This window comes from Aureimonas populi, from assembly GCF_017815515.1.
Classification (GTDB): Bacteria; Pseudomonadota; Alphaproteobacteria; order Rhizobiales; family Rhizobiaceae; genus Aureimonas; species Aureimonas populi.
In genome coordinates, this window is sequence record NZ_CP072611.1 from 3,211,502 (window position 1) to 3,226,705 (window position 15,204).

Annotated in this window: 16 protein-coding genes and 1 tRNA gene; 4 read left to right on the forward strand and 13 right to left on the reverse strand. The window is 68.2% G+C overall.

Going from position 1 to position 15,204, the window contains the following annotated elements:
* Positions 1 to 300: 300 nt before the first annotated feature.
* Positions 301 to 374 (forward strand) — tRNA-Gln (locus J7654_RS15200).
* Between the two features lie 262 nt (positions 375 to 636).
* Here the strand turns inward: J7654_RS15200 and J7654_RS15205 are convergent.
* The 9 genes from J7654_RS15205 to J7654_RS15245 form a co-directional block, all read right to left on the reverse strand.
* A complete protein-coding gene (locus tag J7654_RS15205; protein WP_209736712.1) occupies positions 637 to 981 on the reverse strand; it encodes a RidA family protein in 345 nt (114 codons plus the stop codon).
* 78 nt (positions 982 to 1,059) lie between these two features.
* A complete protein-coding gene (locus J7654_RS15210; protein WP_209736713.1) occupies positions 1,060 to 2,184 on the reverse strand; it encodes an NAD(P)/FAD-dependent oxidoreductase in 1,125 nt (374 codons plus the stop codon).
* Positions 2,181 to 3,617 carry an FAD/NAD(P)-dependent oxidoreductase gene (locus J7654_RS15215; protein ID WP_209736714.1) on the reverse strand — a complete coding sequence of 479 codons (1,437 nt, stop codon included), beginning with the start codon at positions 3,615 to 3,617 and terminating at the stop codon, positions 2,181 to 2,183. Before J7654_RS15215 ends, J7654_RS15210 begins: the two co-directional genes overlap by 4 nt.
* Positions 3,614 to 3,916 (reverse strand): (2Fe-2S)-binding protein, encoded by a 303-nt coding sequence (locus J7654_RS15220; protein ID WP_209736715.1) that lies wholly within the window; start codon positions 3,914 to 3,916, stop codon positions 3,614 to 3,616. Before J7654_RS15220 ends, J7654_RS15215 begins: the two co-directional genes overlap by 4 nt.
* A complete protein-coding gene (locus J7654_RS15225; RefSeq protein ID WP_209740604.1) occupies positions 3,897 to 5,015 on the reverse strand; it encodes an NAD(P)/FAD-dependent oxidoreductase in 1,119 nt (372 codons plus the stop codon). Before J7654_RS15225 ends, J7654_RS15220 begins: the two co-directional genes overlap by 20 nt.
* An 11-nt stretch (positions 5,016 to 5,026) precedes the next feature.
* The gene (locus tag J7654_RS15230) at positions 5,027 to 5,827 is read right to left on the reverse strand and encodes an ABC transporter permease (protein WP_209736716.1); all 801 of its coding nucleotides are present in this window, start codon (positions 5,825 to 5,827) and stop codon (positions 5,027 to 5,029) included.
* Positions 5,824 to 6,732 (reverse strand): ABC transporter permease, encoded by a 909-nt coding sequence (locus tag J7654_RS15235; protein WP_209736717.1) that lies wholly within the window; start codon positions 6,730 to 6,732, stop codon positions 5,824 to 5,826. Before J7654_RS15235 ends, J7654_RS15230 begins: the two co-directional genes overlap by 4 nt.
* On the reverse strand, positions 6,729 to 7,769 hold the full coding sequence (locus J7654_RS15240) for an ABC transporter ATP-binding protein (protein WP_209736718.1): 1,041 nt from the start codon (positions 7,767 to 7,769) through the stop codon (positions 6,729 to 6,731). Before J7654_RS15240 ends, J7654_RS15235 begins: the two co-directional genes overlap by 4 nt.
* A 76-nt stretch (positions 7,770 to 7,845) precedes the next feature.
* Entirely contained in the window at positions 7,846 to 8,886 is a 1,041-nt protein-coding gene (locus J7654_RS15245) for an ABC transporter substrate-binding protein (protein ID WP_209736719.1), read from the reverse strand.
* Positions 8,887 to 9,043: 157 nt separating this feature from the next.
* Here J7654_RS15245 and J7654_RS15250 point away from each other — a divergent pair, with 157 nt between their 5' ends.
* Both J7654_RS15250 and J7654_RS15255 read left to right on the forward strand, forming a co-directional pair.
* The gene (locus tag J7654_RS15250; RefSeq protein ID WP_245195525.1) at positions 9,044 to 9,934 is read left to right on the forward strand and encodes a LysR substrate-binding domain-containing protein; all 891 of its coding nucleotides are present in this window, start codon (positions 9,044 to 9,046) and stop codon (positions 9,932 to 9,934) included.
* 41 nt (positions 9,935 to 9,975) lie between these two features.
* Positions 9,976 to 11,046, forward strand: coding sequence for an MBL fold metallo-hydrolase (locus J7654_RS15255; protein ID WP_209736721.1), 1,071 nt, complete (start codon positions 9,976 to 9,978; stop codon positions 11,044 to 11,046).
* 10 nt (positions 11,047 to 11,056) lie between these two features.
* Here J7654_RS15255 and J7654_RS15260 read toward each other — a convergent pair whose 3' ends face one another.
* Positions 11,057 to 12,583, reverse strand: coding sequence for a putative bifunctional diguanylate cyclase/phosphodiesterase (locus J7654_RS15260; RefSeq protein WP_209736722.1), 1,527 nt, complete (start codon positions 12,581 to 12,583; stop codon positions 11,057 to 11,059).
* A 228-nt stretch (positions 12,584 to 12,811) separates the two neighbouring features.
* On the opposite strand from J7654_RS15260, the gene J7654_RS15265 reads away from it, so the two are divergent.
* Positions 12,812 to 13,012 carry a hypothetical protein gene (locus J7654_RS15265; RefSeq protein WP_209736723.1) on the forward strand — a complete coding sequence of 67 codons (201 nt, stop codon included), beginning with the start codon at positions 12,812 to 12,814 and terminating at the stop codon, positions 13,010 to 13,012.
* A gap of 27 nt (positions 13,013 to 13,039) precedes the next feature.
* Here the strand turns inward: J7654_RS15265 and queE are convergent, their stop codons facing one another.
* The 3 genes from queE to queC are packed head-to-tail and all read right to left on the reverse strand — an operon-like array spanning position 13,040 to position 14,822.
* Entirely contained in the window at positions 13,040 to 13,789 is a 750-nt protein-coding gene (queE, locus tag J7654_RS15270) for a 7-carboxy-7-deazaguanine synthase QueE (protein ID WP_209736724.1), read from the reverse strand.
* Positions 13,768 to 14,124, reverse strand: coding sequence for a 6-carboxytetrahydropterin synthase QueD (queD, locus tag J7654_RS15275; RefSeq protein WP_209736725.1), 357 nt, complete (start codon positions 14,122 to 14,124; stop codon positions 13,768 to 13,770). Before queD ends, queE begins: the two co-directional genes overlap by 22 nt.
* Positions 14,124 to 14,822: a 7-cyano-7-deazaguanine synthase QueC gene (queC, locus tag J7654_RS15280; protein ID WP_209736726.1), complete on the reverse strand. Its 699-nt coding sequence runs from the start codon at positions 14,820 to 14,822 to the stop codon at positions 14,124 to 14,126. The genes queD and queC overlap by 1 nt, the downstream gene beginning before the upstream one ends.
* Positions 14,823 to 15,204: the final 382 nt, after the last annotated feature.

Consider the following 15,204-nt stretch of genomic DNA (forward strand, 5'->3'; position numbering starts at 1 on the left):
GTCGTCGACGGCAGGCTGCCTTCCCGCCCCGATCCGCTGTCCCTCACGGTCGCCGAGGCCGGGCTGTGTCGTTCCCGTACATGGCCGCTCGCATATCAGCCTCGTGCGCAGCCCTTGCAGCGCGCAGGAGGCGAAGTTCTTCGTTAGCGATGAGTTTAGCAAGCTGCCCGGCTTTCACAAGGCGCGTTCGCGAGGCCGGGCGAAGCACATGGCGCATGTCGATGCATTTTGGGCTTGCATCGCCCGCACGAGGCAGTATGTAGACCTCGTCCGGGCGGCACGCCGCTTCGGCGCCCCTGCTGGGGGATAGTTTAAGGGTAGAACAGCGGACTCTGACTCCGTTAGTCTTGGTTCGAATCCAGGTCCCCCAGCCACTCCTTCTCAAGTTCTCGGCCGGATCGTGATCGGGGCCACCTGCCTCGTCGGGCCCTTGGCGGCCCGCGCGTGAAATCGCGGCCGGGGCGTCCGCCAGCCCTGCGACGTCGCCCCGGACAAAGGGCCTGTCATGCAGGTGATTCCAGCCATCGAGAGAGCCGAAGCCGGGCTCCGCTCGCGCCCCATGGCGCCAGCCTGGCGGCGGACGCGACGGTGATCGGAAGCAGGCCGGGGAGCCCGGCCTGCTTCGTGGCGCGTTCGTCAGCGCGCGGCGGTGACGACGATTTCGATCAGGACGTTCTTTCCCAGATCGGCAACGCCGATCGTCGCGCGGGTCGGAAGGTCCGGCGCCTCGATCCAGCTCGTCCAGGCTTCGTTCATCTCGCCCTTCTGCGACATGTCGGTAACGTAGAGCATGGCGGAGAGGAGCTTGCTCTTGTCCGTGCCCGCCTCGGCCAGGAGCTTGTCCAGCTTCTGGCAGATCTGCGCCGTCTGCCCGCCCATGCTCTGCGACAGGTCATCTGCGATGAGGCCGCCGAGGAAGACGATGCCGTTGTGCTCCACGATGCGATGCATGATCGGCGTCTGGAGAATGCGGTTGACCATGGAAATCTCCTTTGGGTCTTTCGGTGGATGGCGCGCCAGGCGGACGCGCGGCGCGTGGGTGGAACCGGGCGGGCGCGTTCACGCCGTGCGGGCGGTGCGGAAGCGCTCGACAGAGAAGGGCGCGATCGGAAGGTTCGTGCGGCCCGTCGAGACGAGCTCTGCGAGGATGGCCCCGCAGACCGGGCCGAGCTGGAAGCCGTGCAGCGAGTAGCCGAAGGAGTGGAAAAGGCCCTCCTCGGTGGCGCTCGGCCCAATCACGGGAATGCCGTCGGCCGTCCGCGCCTCAATGCCCGCCCAGGCCCGGACGACTTGGGCGTCGCGCATTGCCGGAAAGAGCTCGCGCACGGTGCGGGCATTCTGTCCGAGCCTGGCATAGTCCAGCACAGTGCGGTTCGTGTCCGGGTCCGCGTGGCCGAGATAGCCGCCGCCGATCAGCACGGTGCCGTTGGAAAACTGCTTGAAGGAGAGCGTCCGGGAGGTGGCGCCCACCACGGGCTTGAGGAAGGGCGCCCGCCGCTCCGTGATCATCAGCATGGGGGCGACGACATCGACCGGCACCGTCTCGCCGAATCGCGCCGCGATCCGGCCGCCCCATGCGCCGGCGGCATTGACGAGAACCGGCGCGCGAAGCGTGCGCCCGTCCGCAAGGCGCGCCGCGAAGGCCGCTCTCTCCCGGCGCACGTCGTCCACCGCCGTCCCCTCGATGATGCGGGCGCCAAGCTTCCGGGCCTTGTTGCGAAAGGCCTGCACTGTCCTGAAGGGCAAGGCCGCGCCATCCGCGCGCGATATCAGGCCGCCGACGACATGGGGAGCGGCGGCCGGCACGAGCTCGCGCAGCTCCTTCTCGCCGATCACCTCCTCATGGTCGAAGCCCGCGGCCCGCAGCTCGGCCGAACGGCGCCGGCACGCGTCGAGATCGGCCTCGGATTCGGCCAGCTTGATCTGGCCGTGGCTTTCGAAGCCGCAATCGTCGTCCACCAGGTCCTCGATGCGGTGCCAGAGCTCCATCGAGGCGACGGAGAGCGGCACCTCGGCCAGATGACGGCCGAGACGCCTCACCCCGCCTGCGTTCACGCCGGAGGCATGACGGCCCGCATAGTCCTTCTCGACCAGCGTCACAGACGCGCCCCGCATCGTCAGATGCAGAGCCGCCGAGCAGCCGTGCAGGCCGCCGCCGATGATCAGGACGTCGCTCACGCTCACCCCCGGGCCACGGTGCGAACGTCGCTCTCGCTCTTCTCGAGCGTGGCGAGCTCGGCCAGTGTGATCGGCTTTACCGGCGCGCGGAGGCGGTAGTAGCCGACCGTTTCGGCAGAGACGCACCGGGCCTCGGCGATGGTCTCCGAAACGGTCAGGCCGCAAAGCCGGCCCTGGCACGGCCCCATGCCGCAGCGGAGGAAGGACTTGAGCTGGTTGGGCCCGGTGATGTTGAGAGCCTTGACCGCGTCGCGGATCTGGCCCCCCGTCACCTCCTCGCAGCGGCAGGCCAACGTGTCGTCGCCCGCCACTCGGAAATGCTGCGCCGGCTGGTAGAGGCGGTCCAGGAAGGCGCGCCCCCGGTCGTAGCGGGAGAGCACGGCCCGCACCGGGCCGGCACGGCGGTCGCGCTCCGCGGCCGATATCCGCCCCAGCGCCGCCAAGGCGTCGAGCCCGGCGATCCGCCCCCGCTCGGCAGCCGCTTCCGCCCCCGCGATCTCGGCGCCGTCCCCGGCGACGGAAATGCCGGCGACGCTCGTGCGGCCCCATTCGTCCAGCTTCGGCTTCCAGGCGAGCTGGCGGGGATCGAAGTCCAGCTCGCAACCGCTCGCGCTCGCCATGTTGATGTTGGGCACCACGCCCTGATGCAGGAAGAGGTGGTCGGCCTCGATCTCCCGCGTCTTGCCGCCGCGCGTGTATCGCACGCCCGACAGGCGGCCCGAGCCAAGAGCCTCCAGCGCGGTCACGCCGGTCAGCACGCGCGCCTTGCGCCGGACCTTGGCCATCAGCCTCAGCCCTTTGGCCAGATAGGGCGAGGCGAGGAAGCGCGGCAGGTCGGCAAGCGCTCCGGCCCAGTTCGATCCGGGCGTCGTGTCGAGGATGGCCTCGAAGCGCTTGCCGCTTTCCAGATATTGGGCGGCGATGAGCCACAGGAGCGGGCCGCTGCCGGCGAGGACGACCTTGCCGTCCGCAGCAAGGCCCGACGTCTTCAGGAGAATCTGCGCGGCCCCGGCTGTCATCACGCCGGGCAGCGTCCAGCCCTTGACGGGGAACGGCCGCTCCATCGCGCCCGTCGCCATCACCACGCGCCGCGCCTGGACCACCGCCGTCCGGCCGCCGGAGGAGATGCCGAGCTCGAGATCGGGAGAAAGCTGCCAGACGGAGGCACGCGGGAAGTAAGCGGCCTTGCTCGCGGCGAAGGCCTTCGTGAGCGCCTCTCCCTTCCAGTAGTCCTCGCCGAGCAATTCACGCCGCTGAAGCGGCGTGGCCCCGATGCCCCGGTAGATCTGGCCGCCGGGCGCCGCATTCTCGTCCACCAGAAGCGTGGAGGCCCCGCCCTCGGCGGCGAGGGTGGCGGCCGCCATGCCCGCCGGCCCGGCGCCGATCACGACGAGGTCATAGGTTCCGGCAAGTTCGCCCACATGGCCGAGCGGCGTCATCGGGCCAGCTCCCTCTTTCCGCGTCCGATCTGCGTTTCCACCGCCATTCCCGCCCGCAGCGGCACGAGGCAGCCCTGCTGGTTGCCCACGCCGTCGATGGTCACGAGGCATTCGAAGCACACGCCCATCAGGCAGTAGGGCGCCCGGGGCTCTGCTCCGACGGCACTGGTGCGGCAGGTCTCGACACCGGCGGCAAGAAGGGCGGCCGCCACCGTGTCCCCTTCCCGCCCCTCGGCCGTTCGGCCGTCGAGCGTGAAGGAAACCGGCGCGCCGGAAAGGTCAGGAAGCCGTTGGAACATGAAAGCGTCTCGTGGAGAAGGCATCGAAATCGGCAGGCAGGGCGCCATCATGGAAATGTCCGGCAAGCACCTGCGCATGGGCGGCGGCAAGCGTGACGCCGGAGTGGCACGAGGCGACGAAGGCGCCCGGATGGCTCGGCGACTGTTCGTAGATCGGGAAGCCGTCGCGGCTGTAGACGCGCAGGGCCGACCAGGAGCGGACGACGTTCAGGCGCCCGAGGCGGGGAAACATGCGCACGGCCCGGTCCGCCATCACCGCGTTGATGCCGGGGCGCATCACACCGTGATCGTCGGCTTCCTCCTGGCTGTCGCCGATCATCACCCCGCCCTCGTCCGTCTGGCGCACGGTGGAGAGGGGCACGTCCAGGAAGGGCTCCGTCTTCTCGGTGACGATGACCTGCCCGCGCAACGGACGCACCGGCACATCGAGGCCGACCATCTTGCCGAGGCGCAGATTGTCGAGGCCCGCCGCCAGCACCACGCGCGAGGCGTGGAAGGTCTCCTCCGCCGTCTTCAGCGCGAAACCGCCCGCCCCGCCCGCGATGGCCTCCACCAGCGCGCCCGGGCGGTAGGTGCCACCCAGTGCGGCGAAACCCGCATGGAGGGCGCGGAAGAGCTTCAGCGAGTTCACGTCGCCATCCAGCGCGCAATAGGTGCCGCCCACGACCTGCGGCCCGACCTCCGGCAGATGACGCCGGATTTCGTCGCCGTCCATGATCTCGATGCGATAGGGCTCGACATCGGCCTGGTTGTGCAGGCGGTTGATGTTGGCCGCGCGCCGCTCCAGCTCGTCCTCGGACAGGCACAGATGGAAGCCGCCCGGCCGCCGGTAGGCCAGCGGGAAGCCCGCATGGCCTTCGAGCTGCGAGGCGAAGGCGGCCCAGCCGTCGGAGGACTGGCGCGTCCAGGTCGCGTAGCGCGGCATGCCGAGGCCCTTGCTCTGCACCCAGACGAGCGCGAAATTGCCGCGCGAGGCGCGCCGGGCAACGTCGCCCTCGTCGAGCATCAGCACCTTGAGCCCGCGCTGGACGAGGCCGTAGCCGATGGCGGAGCCGACCAGCCCGCCGCCGACGACGGCGAAGTCGTAGTCTTTGGTCATCATCACGTCCGTTAGCTGCGGCCGGGGCCGACCAGGAGCCGTTCCATCCCGAAGATGCGGTCGATCACCGCCATCACGATCACCGTCAGAACGATCAGGATGGCCGAGACCGAGGCGACCAGCGGGTCGATATTGTCCTGGATGTAGAGGAAGAGGCGCACTGGCAGCGTCGTCGTCTGCGGGGTGGAGATGAACACGCTCATCGTCACCTCGTCGAAGCTCTGGATGAAGGAGAGGATCCACCCGGAGACCACGCCCGGCAGGATCAGCGGCAGCGTCACCCGGCGGAAGGTCGTCCAGCGCGAGGCGCCCAGCGAGACGGCGGCGTTCTCGATCTGCCGGTCGAGCCCCACGGTCGTCGTCAGGATCAGCCTGAGGGCGAAGGGAAACACCACGACGAGATGTCCGGCGACGAGCGTCCAGCCCGAGATGCCGAGCCCGGCCTCGGTGAAGAAGCGCAGCAGCGCGATGCCGAGCACCAGATGCGGGATCATCAACGGCGACTGGAACAGGCTGAGCAGCGCCCCCCGCCCGGCGAACTGCATGCGCCCGATGGCGAGGGCCGCGGGGATCGCCAGAACCACGGCGATCGTCGAGGCGACGGCGGCGAGCCACAGGCTCGTGCGGAACGAAGCCAGGAACTCGGGCCGGTCGGCGATGGCGTAGAACCATCGCAGCGAGAGGCCGTCGGTGGGCAGCGACAGGTAGCCGTGGGGCGTGAAGGCCACCACGCAGACGATGAGGATGGGCGCGAGCGTGAACGTCACCACGAAGGCGTGGAAGGCGAGCGCCAGCGGTCCGTTTCGGTTCATTGGAACACCTGCGAGTAGCGACGCTCCACCAGCCTGTTGCAGCCGAGGATGATCACGATGTTGGCGAGGAGCAGCAGCACCGCGATGGCCGCGCCGAGCGGCCAGTTCAGCGTCGAGAGGAACTCGTCGTAGGCCAGCGTCGCCGCCACCTTCAGCCGCCGTCCGCCGATGATGGCTGGGGTCGCGAAGGCGGAGGCCGCAAGGGCGAAGACGATGATGGAGCCGGTGAGGATGCCCGGCATGATCTGCGGAAGCACGATGCGGCGCACGACCGTGAAGGGCGAGGCGCCCAGCGAGATCGCCGCATTCTCCACCTGCGGGTCCAGCCTCTGGAGCGCGGCCCAGACCGAGATGACCATGAAGGGCATCAGCACATGGGCCAGCGCGATCACCACGCCCGTCTCGGTATACATGAACTGGACGGGAGCGGAGAGGATTCCGAGGCCGAGCAGCATCTGGTTGATGACGCCCGTCGACCCCAGGAGCATGGCCCAGCCGAGCGTGCGCGCCACCACCGAGATCAGAAGCGGGCCGAGCATCACGAGAAGGAAGAAGGCGCGCCAGCCCCCCTTCATGCGGTGCAGGATATAGGCTTCCGGCGCGCCCAGGGCGGCGGCCAGAAGCGTCGTCAGGAACGATATCCTGAGCGTGCGCAGGAAGATCTCGTGAAAATACGGGTCGCGGACGATCTCGGCATAGTTCTTGAGCGAGATGTCGCTGGAGACGCCCGTGTACATTCCGAAGGAGTGCAGGGAGAGGATCAGCGTCATCGCCAGCGGCACGAGCAGGAGCGTGCCGACGACGAGGAGCGCGGGAAGGTTCAGGAGGTAAGGCGCGAAAAGAAGGCGGCGACGGGGCGCGGAGGCGGGCGCCGGCTTGGCGGGCTCGGTTGCGACGACGCTCATCCGACCCTTGCCTCCTCGCGGGAGAGAAGGCGCATGTCCTCCATGCTCCACGCCAGATGAACGTCCTCGTCCACCGCCGGCAGCGTGCCGCTGCCATTGGGGGCCAGGACGAAGATCGGCCCGGCCTCGCTCTCCACCGCGAAGAACCACTGGCTGCCCTGGAAGACGCGCTTGCGCACCTTCCCGGCAAGCCCCGTCCCGCCGAAGGCGACGCGCTCCGGCCGAACGGCGACGAAGATCGGCCCCGCCTCGCGCGCCTCCGCAAGCGACCAGACCTGCCCGCGCACGGTGACGCTGCGTCCGTCGCACAGGCCCTCCAGCGTGTTGGTGCGGCCCAGGAAATCGGCTACGAACCGGGTCGTCGGCGTCTGGTAAGCCGTTTCAGGCGGGGCGACCTGCTCGATCGCGCCCTTGTTCATCACCACCACGCGGTCCGAAAGCGCCATCGCCTCGGCCTGGTCGTGGGTCACGAGAATGGTGGTCAGGCCGGTGCGCTCCTGAATGTCGCGCAGTTCGCCCTGCATCTCCTCGCGCAGCTTGGCGTCGAGGTTCGAAAGCGGCTCGTCCAGAAGCAGGAGATCGGGCTCGATCACGAGCGCGCGGGCAAGCGCGACGCGCTGCTGCTGGCCGCCCGACATCCGGCGCGGGTAGCGGTCGGCCATCGTCTGGAGCCCGACGAGCTGAAGCGCGGCGGCGATCCTCCTGTCGCGCTCGGCGCGGCCCACGCGCCGCATCTCCAGGCCGAAGCCCACATTCTGCGCCACGGTCATGTGCGGGAACAGCGCGTAGCTCTGGAAGACGATGCCAAGGCCCCTCTCGGCGGGCGGGACTTGCGAGAGATCGCGGCCGTTGAGGAGGATGCGGCCCGACGTGACCTCCACGAAGCCGGCGATCATCTGGAGCGTCGTCGTCTTGCCGCAGCCGGACGGGCCGAGCAGGGAAACGAACTCGCCGCGCTCGATATCGAGCGAGATGGCGTCGACCGCCGTGATCTGGTCGTAGGTCTTGGTCAGCCGTTCGATCGTAAGAAAGCTCATGGCGGAAAACCGTTCGATTGGATGTGCCCCGCCCCGGCGGGGCGGGGCACGCAGTTGGTTTCTGGCGTGGTTCGGCTCAGCCTTCGACCTCGCGCGTCCAGCGCGTGTTCCATTCCTCGCGAACCGGATTGACGTAGTCCCAGTCGATGACGCGCAACTGGCCGACCTGCTCGGGGCCGTAGGGAATGCCCTCCGCCTCTTCCTCGGTGAGCGAGGCGTTGCGATTCACCGGCCCGTAGCCGTAACCGCGCGCCACGGTTTCCTGCACCTCCGGAGACACGAGATACTGCAGAAGCTGCTGCGCAAGCGGATTGTCCCGCCCCGCGACGGGGCAGCCGACGATGCCGAGCGACACCGCGCCCTCCTGCGGATACACCATCTCCACCGGAAAGCCGGTATTGGCCAGCGAGTTGACGCGCGCCGAGCCCCATACGCCCAGAACGGCCTGCCCGCTCTGGAACAGCGCGGTCATCTGCCCCGGAGAGGCCTCGTAGGCCAGGACGTTCGCGTCGATCTCGTTGACGAAGGCTTCGAAGCCCGGGTCGATGTTGCGCTCGTCCCCGCCGCCGAGTTCGGCCTGCATCACCAGAGCGTGCAGCCCGTAGGTGTTCGACAGCGGCGGGATGACCAGCTTGCCGGCGAACTTCGGGTCCTTCAGGTCCGCCCACGAGGTCGGCGGCTCCCAGCCCTGCTCCTCGAAATACTGGGTATTGTACATGAGGCCGGTGGCCACGGCGCCGAGGCCGACCGCCTGGTTGCCGCTGATCTTGGCCATGTCGTACAGATCGTCATAGACCGGCGCCGCCTCCAGGTCGCCGCACAGGCCGAGCGCGATGGCCTGGTAGGCCGGCCCGTCATCCATGATCGCGACGTCGATCTGCGGGCTCGAGCGCGTCGCGACCAGGCGGGCGAGAGTGTCGGTCGAGTTGCCGGCGGTGTATTCGATGCGAACGCCGTGCTCCTGCTCGAAGGCTGGAAACACCTGCTGGCGCATGAGTTCCTCATAGGAACCGCCATAGGCGGCAACGTAGAGGACATTGTCCTGAGCGCTCGCGGGGATGGCCCAAACGAGCGACATGGCGGCGGATGCAAGAAGGGCGCTGCGTGGTTTGCTCATCTTTCGACCCCTGTCCAAAACCAGTCACCCTGTAACCTTTCGAAACTTGCTCCCATTCGTCAAATGCGTTTATTTGAGCCTCTCATGCATAAATGTTATATCGAATGAATGGTGTTCAGGAGTGCTGAAAAGTAGGCAGGTTGAGGCGTTCCGTGCCGTGATACTGAGCGGTTCGGCGACAGAGGCGGCGAAGTTTCTCGGTATCACCCAGCCTGCCGTCAGTCGCCTCCTCGGCGATCTGGAATTCCATCTCGGCTTCAGCCTGTTCGAGCGCCGCGGCAGCAAGCTGCTGCCGACCGCCGACGCGGTGACCCTCTATCGCGAGGTGGACCGCTCCTTCATCGGGCTGGAGCGCATCGAGAAGGCGGCCAAGGATATCCGCGAGCGGCGGGGCGGCACGTTGCGGGTCGCGGCCCTCCCCGCCCTGGCCACGAGCTTCCTGCCGAAGGCGACGGCGGATTTCGTCGCAACCAGGCCCGCCGTCGACATCACCCTCTACGGCATGACCTCGCCCTCGGTGCTGGACTGGGTGACGGCGGGGCGGTGCGACCTCGGCATCGTCCACGAGCGCATTCCCCATTCCGCCATCACCACCTACGACCTGCCCGCGATGGAAGCCGTCTTCATCGCCCCCTCCGGCCATCCCCTGCTGGAGAGGGATTTCGTGGAGCCGAAGGACCTGCACGAGCGGGACATCGTCGCGCTCGCCTCCGCCTCCTCCATGCGCCGGCGCTTCGATGCGGTGATGATCACGCATAAATGCGCACCGAAGATTCGCATGGAAAGCCCGCTCACGACCATTATCTGCGGCCTGGTGGATGCCGGCTTCGGATGCGGCATCGTCGATCCGTTCACGGCTTCCTACATGCCGTGGCGCAATCTCCAGGCCCGCCCCTTCCGCCCCGCCATCACCTTCGAGTGGTCCATGATCGTGCCGAACTTCTCGCCCGTGTCCTCCCTCACGGAGGATTTCGTGGCCCAGCTCCTGTCTTCCTTCACCCACGGCCTCGAGAACCTCGCCATGGTGCGCCACGACGCCATCCGGTAACGAACCGACCGATCCGCCAGCCGCAGGCATGGGAGCACCACATGGACAGAAGACGCATCCTCAGGCTCCTGACCGCCGGCGCGCTTGCCACGCTGTCCGGCGGCGCGGCCGCAAGGTCCGTCTTTTCGGGCAACCGCTACTACAAGGGGCCCGTGAGCGACCATTTCGACGGCCGCGTCTTCTTCAATCCCGGCGGCGAGGAGCCGCTCGGCTTTGCGGACCTCATGCGCTGGCGCCTCTCGGGCGAGCGGGAGACATGGCCCGCGCGCTGGCCGGAGGACGCGCTGGAGGCCAGCCCGGCCGCGCGGGTGGAGGGCGAGAGCCTGCGCGTGACGATGGTCGGCCACGCGACCATGCTCATCCAGACGGCCGGCCTCAACATCCTGACGGACCCGGTCTTCTCCGAAAGGGCCTCGCCGGCCAGCTTCGCGGGGCCCCGGCGCGTCAACCGGCCGGGCATCGCCTTCGACGCCCTGCCGCCTATCGACATCGTCCTCGTCAGCCACAATCACTACGACCATCTGGATGTGGATACGCTCGCAAGGCTTGCGGCGCGGCACGACCCGCTGGTGGTCACGCCGCTGGGCAACGACACGATCATCCGCGCCCGCGCGCCGGGCATGCGCATCGAGGTGCTGGACTGGGGCGGCGCCCTTTCGCACGGCGGCGCCACGATCCACTGCGAGCCGGCCCATCACTGGTCGGCGCGCGGCCTGACGGATCGGCGCATGGCGCTATGGGCGGCCTTCGTGATCGAGACGCCCGCCGGCAAGATCTACCATATCGGGGATACCGGCTTCGGCGGCGGAAGCAATTATCGGGACGCTCGGGAAAAGCACGGCGGCTTCCGCCTCGCGCTTCTGCCCATCGGCGCCTACGAGCCGCGCTGGTTCATGAGCGGCCAGCACCAGAACCCTGCGGAGGCGGTGGAGGGGATGCGGCTTGCCGGCGCGCGCTTCGCGGCCGGGCACCATTGGGGCACATTCCAGTTGACCGACGAGGGCATCACCCGTCCGCTGGATGCCCTGCGCGCGGCGCTTGCCTCCTCGCGGATCGAGCCGGACCGCTTCCGCCCGCTACGGCCCGGAGAGGCGTGGGACGTGCCAGACTAAGACGCGCCCCTCACGCCGGCACGCGGGACACCAGGCGGTCGGCCTCGGCGCCCGTCACCAGCTCGCCGCTTCCCTGCCCCTCCCGCACGCCCGAGGCCAGGAGGAGGCCCAGTTCCTCGGTATTGTCCAGCCCGTCCGCGCTCACCGCCAGGCCCAGGCCGTGGCCGAGCCCCGCCAGCGCCCGCACCATGCGGTCCGCCTCTTCCTCTCCCATGTTTTCCACCAGCCGGCGGGCGATCTTGACCTTGTCGATGCGAAATTCGCGCATGTGGTAGAGGTTGGAGTAGCCGGTGCCGAAATTGTCCAGCGCGATGCCCACCCCCGCCGATCTCAGCGGCCCGAGCGCGGCCTTGGCCGCCTCCAGATCATGGACGATCGTGCTTTCGGCGATCTCGACCTCGAACCGCCGCGGATCGAGTCCGGTGCGCTCCAGCGTGGCGAGGATCGACTGCCCGAGATTGCGATCCTTGATCTGTCCGGGCAGGACGTCCATCGAAAGGGTGATCGCGTCGGGCCAGCGGGTCGCCGCGCGGCAGGCCGCTTCCAGCACCTGGGCGGCCAGTTCGTGGATCAGCCCGGTTTCCTGCGCGATCGGCAGGAAGCGCTCGGGCGGGATTTCCTCCCCGCTGTCGCCGGTCCAGCACGGCACCGCCTCGAAGCCCACCACGCCTCCGGTGCCCAGATCGAAGGATGGCCGGTAGCGCGGCTCGATGCGGCCACCCTGCATCGCCCGCTTCAGATCGCGCTCCATGGCCTCGCGCTCGCGCAGGAGCCTATCCATCTCTTCCTCGAAGAAGCGGAAGGCGGAGCGCCGCTCCGCCTTGGCCCGGTAGAGCGCCACATCCGCCTTGCGCAGGGCCTCCTCCGCCTCCTGCGCATCACCCGGCATGAGCGCGATGCCGATCCCCACACTCACCGGATGCTCGGCATGACCGGTGGCGACAGGCCGCTCGAACCGATGGAGAATGCGCATCGCGATGCTTGCGGCCGCTTCCGGCCCCAAGAGATGCTCGGCGAGAATGACGAACTCGTCGCCCCCGATTCGCGCTACGAAGGCGTCCTGCCGGACCGCGCTCATCAGCCGCTGCGCGCAGATCACCAGCACCTCGTCGCCGACGCCGTGCCCATAGGTATCGTTGATCTGCTTGAAGCCGTTGAGGTCGAGCAGGAACACGGCATGGCTGCACCCTGCCTCGGGCGGCGCGGCAGCAGCCCGGCGCAGCGAGTCCTCGAACTCGCGCCGGTTGGCAAGTCCGGTCAGCGGGTCACGATAGGCAAGCTCCCTTGCCTTGCACTCGGCGGCGCTGCGCCGCGCGATCTCGCTTCGCAGGTCGCGATAGCGACGAATGGCGAAGATGAGCAGGCCCAGGACGAGGATGCCGCCCAGAAGCAGGCTCTCGTTCAGCGCGATTCGCCTCTGGGCGTCGCTCATGGCCCCTTCGGTGCGGAAGACTTCGATCTCGAACGCGACGTAGGCGAGGACGAGCAGGAGGCCGGCAAGCGCCCCGAGATCCTGTATGCCGATACGATGTCTCACGTAGAAGCTCCACAGGCGCGACGGGGCGGATCGGGGGCCGTGTCGCGCGCCTTTCGCCTGCCCGCTGCCGAGATCGATTGCCAAGGTGAAGCCCTCATCTCCCGAATGAAAGGTAACGAGCCTCCGGCCCGGGAAGTTTCGACTCACGCGAAAACGCACATCGCCCGGAAAATGCGCCCCGACAGGCCGCGCGCGATGCTATGCTCTCGCCTTGGAGGAAATGGCACGATGCAAAAGCGCCGTACTGCGAGCGTGGCCATCCGGTGGGCGTTGCTGGCCGCCTGCCTGTTGATGGCCGCCGCCCTCATCCGCCTGTTCTGGTGGGATGCCAGCGACGGACGCGAGGCGCGCGAGACCGACAGGATGCAGGGCGCGCAGGAACCCGCGCAAGGTATTGGCGCGCCGCCGCCGGCTCCGGCACAGGAGTGAGGCTGCCGCCCTCCTTGCCCGCCGGACCTAGACGCCGCGCCTGTTGCCCCAGATCAGCACGTGAAGCTGCGGCAGCACATGGGCCTCGAACCAGCGATCCTCGATCACCCTGTCCACCAGCCAGCGCATCCGCTCCATCAGGCCGTCGATGTCGATCGGCGCGTCCTCGGCCTCCGGGGGCGGCGGGGTATGGTTTCCCGGTTGCAGGTAGACCGGCAGGCGGGGGTAGCGAGCCGCCGCGTCCCTTGCATATTCGTAGTCGGCCTGGTCGAAGACGATGAACTTAAGAACCACCCTCGGCCCCGCGCCCGCAGCCTTCAGGCAGTCGTCCAGGGCCGACCAGTCGGTCTCCATTCGCGAGGAAGGCGGCTTCGGGCTGAGGACCAGCGTCGAAAGCTCGGCGAACCAGGGGCGGGCGAGCGAGCCCTGCGTTTCCAGCGCGAAGCGGTATCCCTCCGCCCGCCCCCGCGCGATGAGCGGCCCGAAGGGTTGGATGGCGGGGTTCCCGCCCGACAGCGACACGGTGAGCGCCCGCCCGCCCGAAAGCGCGACCACCTCGGCCCACACCGCCTCGGTCGAGAGCGGCGCCCACTCGTCGCGAAAGCGGCTTTCCACGGCGTGCAGCGTATCACACCAGACGCAGCGGTAATCGCACCCGCCCGCGCGCACGAACACGGTCGGCTCGCCGATCAGGACGCCCTCTCCCTGGATCGTCGGGCCGAAGATCTCGGCGATGCGCAGCGTCGGAGCGGCGCTCACGGGCGATATTCGGCCCATGTCTTGGCCGTCTCCGAAACCCGCACGGCCGATGTTTCGGGCAGGCGCGCGCGGCACCACTCGTAGAAGTGCCGGGCGAGGCACTCGGCCGTGACGCGATCGTGCCCCAGGACGTCGTTGAGATGGCGGTGGTCGAAGCTGCCGTCGATATAGGCCTTCAGCACCGTCAACTCCCGATAGTCGCGAACGAAGCCGTGCTCGTTCAGCTCCGGCGCGCTCAGTTCCACCTCGACCACGTAATTATGCCCGTGGAGCCGCGCGCAAGGGTGGTCGCCGGGCAGAGAGGAGAGCTGGTGGGAGGCCGAGAAGTGGAATTCCTTGGTGATCCGGTACATCAGCCGGCCCGCCCGCCAACGGCGCCGATCCAGAAGTCGCGGTCCTCGTACTCCGTCGGGTCCTCCACCTTCGCCAGATGGAAGGCCTCGCGCCGCTCCACGCAGGTGCCGCAGCGGCCGCAGTGCTTTTCGCCGCCCTTGTAGCACGACCATGTCGCCGCGAACGGTGTTCCCACGCGCGCGCCCTCCACCACGATGTCCGCCTTGGAGCGCTCGACGAAGGGCGCGAGGAGATCGACCGCCGCGTATCCATCCAGCGCCCTGCGCTGCATGGCGCGGAAAGCGTCGATGAAATCGGGGCGGCAGTCAGGATAAATGAAGTGGTCGCCGCCATGCACGGCCGCGGCCACCGCGTCCAGCTTCTGCGCGGCGGCAAGGCCGAAGGCGACGGCCAGCATGATGGCGTTGCGGTTCGGCACCACCGTGACCTTCATCGTCTCCTCGGCGTAGTGCCCGTCCGGCACGTCCACGCCATCCGTCAGCGCCGAGCCGGAAAGCACCGCGCCGATGGAGCCGATGTCGATAATGTGATGGGGCACGCCAAGCCGCGCCGCGCAGGACGCGGCGAAGCCGATCTCCTTGCGATGCCGCTGTCCGTAATCGAAGGTCACGAGCCCGGCGAGATAGCCGGCCGCATGGATCATGTGCGCGAGCGAAACGGAGTCGAGTCCGCCCGAGCAGACGACGAGGGTTTTCATTCGAGTGTCCTTGTTTTGACCGGGTAGGCTGCGACCGGAGATTGCTCTGCCGCCGACCTAGCCGACCGCGCGCAGCCTGTAAACCGCCCGCCCCGCGGGCCCGCGGTGAATAGGGGCAAAGCGGCCAGCCCAAGCGCGCCCTTCCTCACGCGCCAGCCTCGCATACCCGATGCCGTCGCGCGTAGTTTCTCAAGCAGGACGCGGCAATGTGGCACAAATCGGCCGTCAGCGCGTTAATCTTGGCGAAACACCTTTCGAGACGTGCTCCGACGAGCGTGGAGCAACATTACGGGCTGATCCAAACGATTGCCTTTGTATGCCTAATGGCCCGCGCAAGCTTAGAGAGCGTCTACTATTATGGGCACGAACAAGAGGATGACGT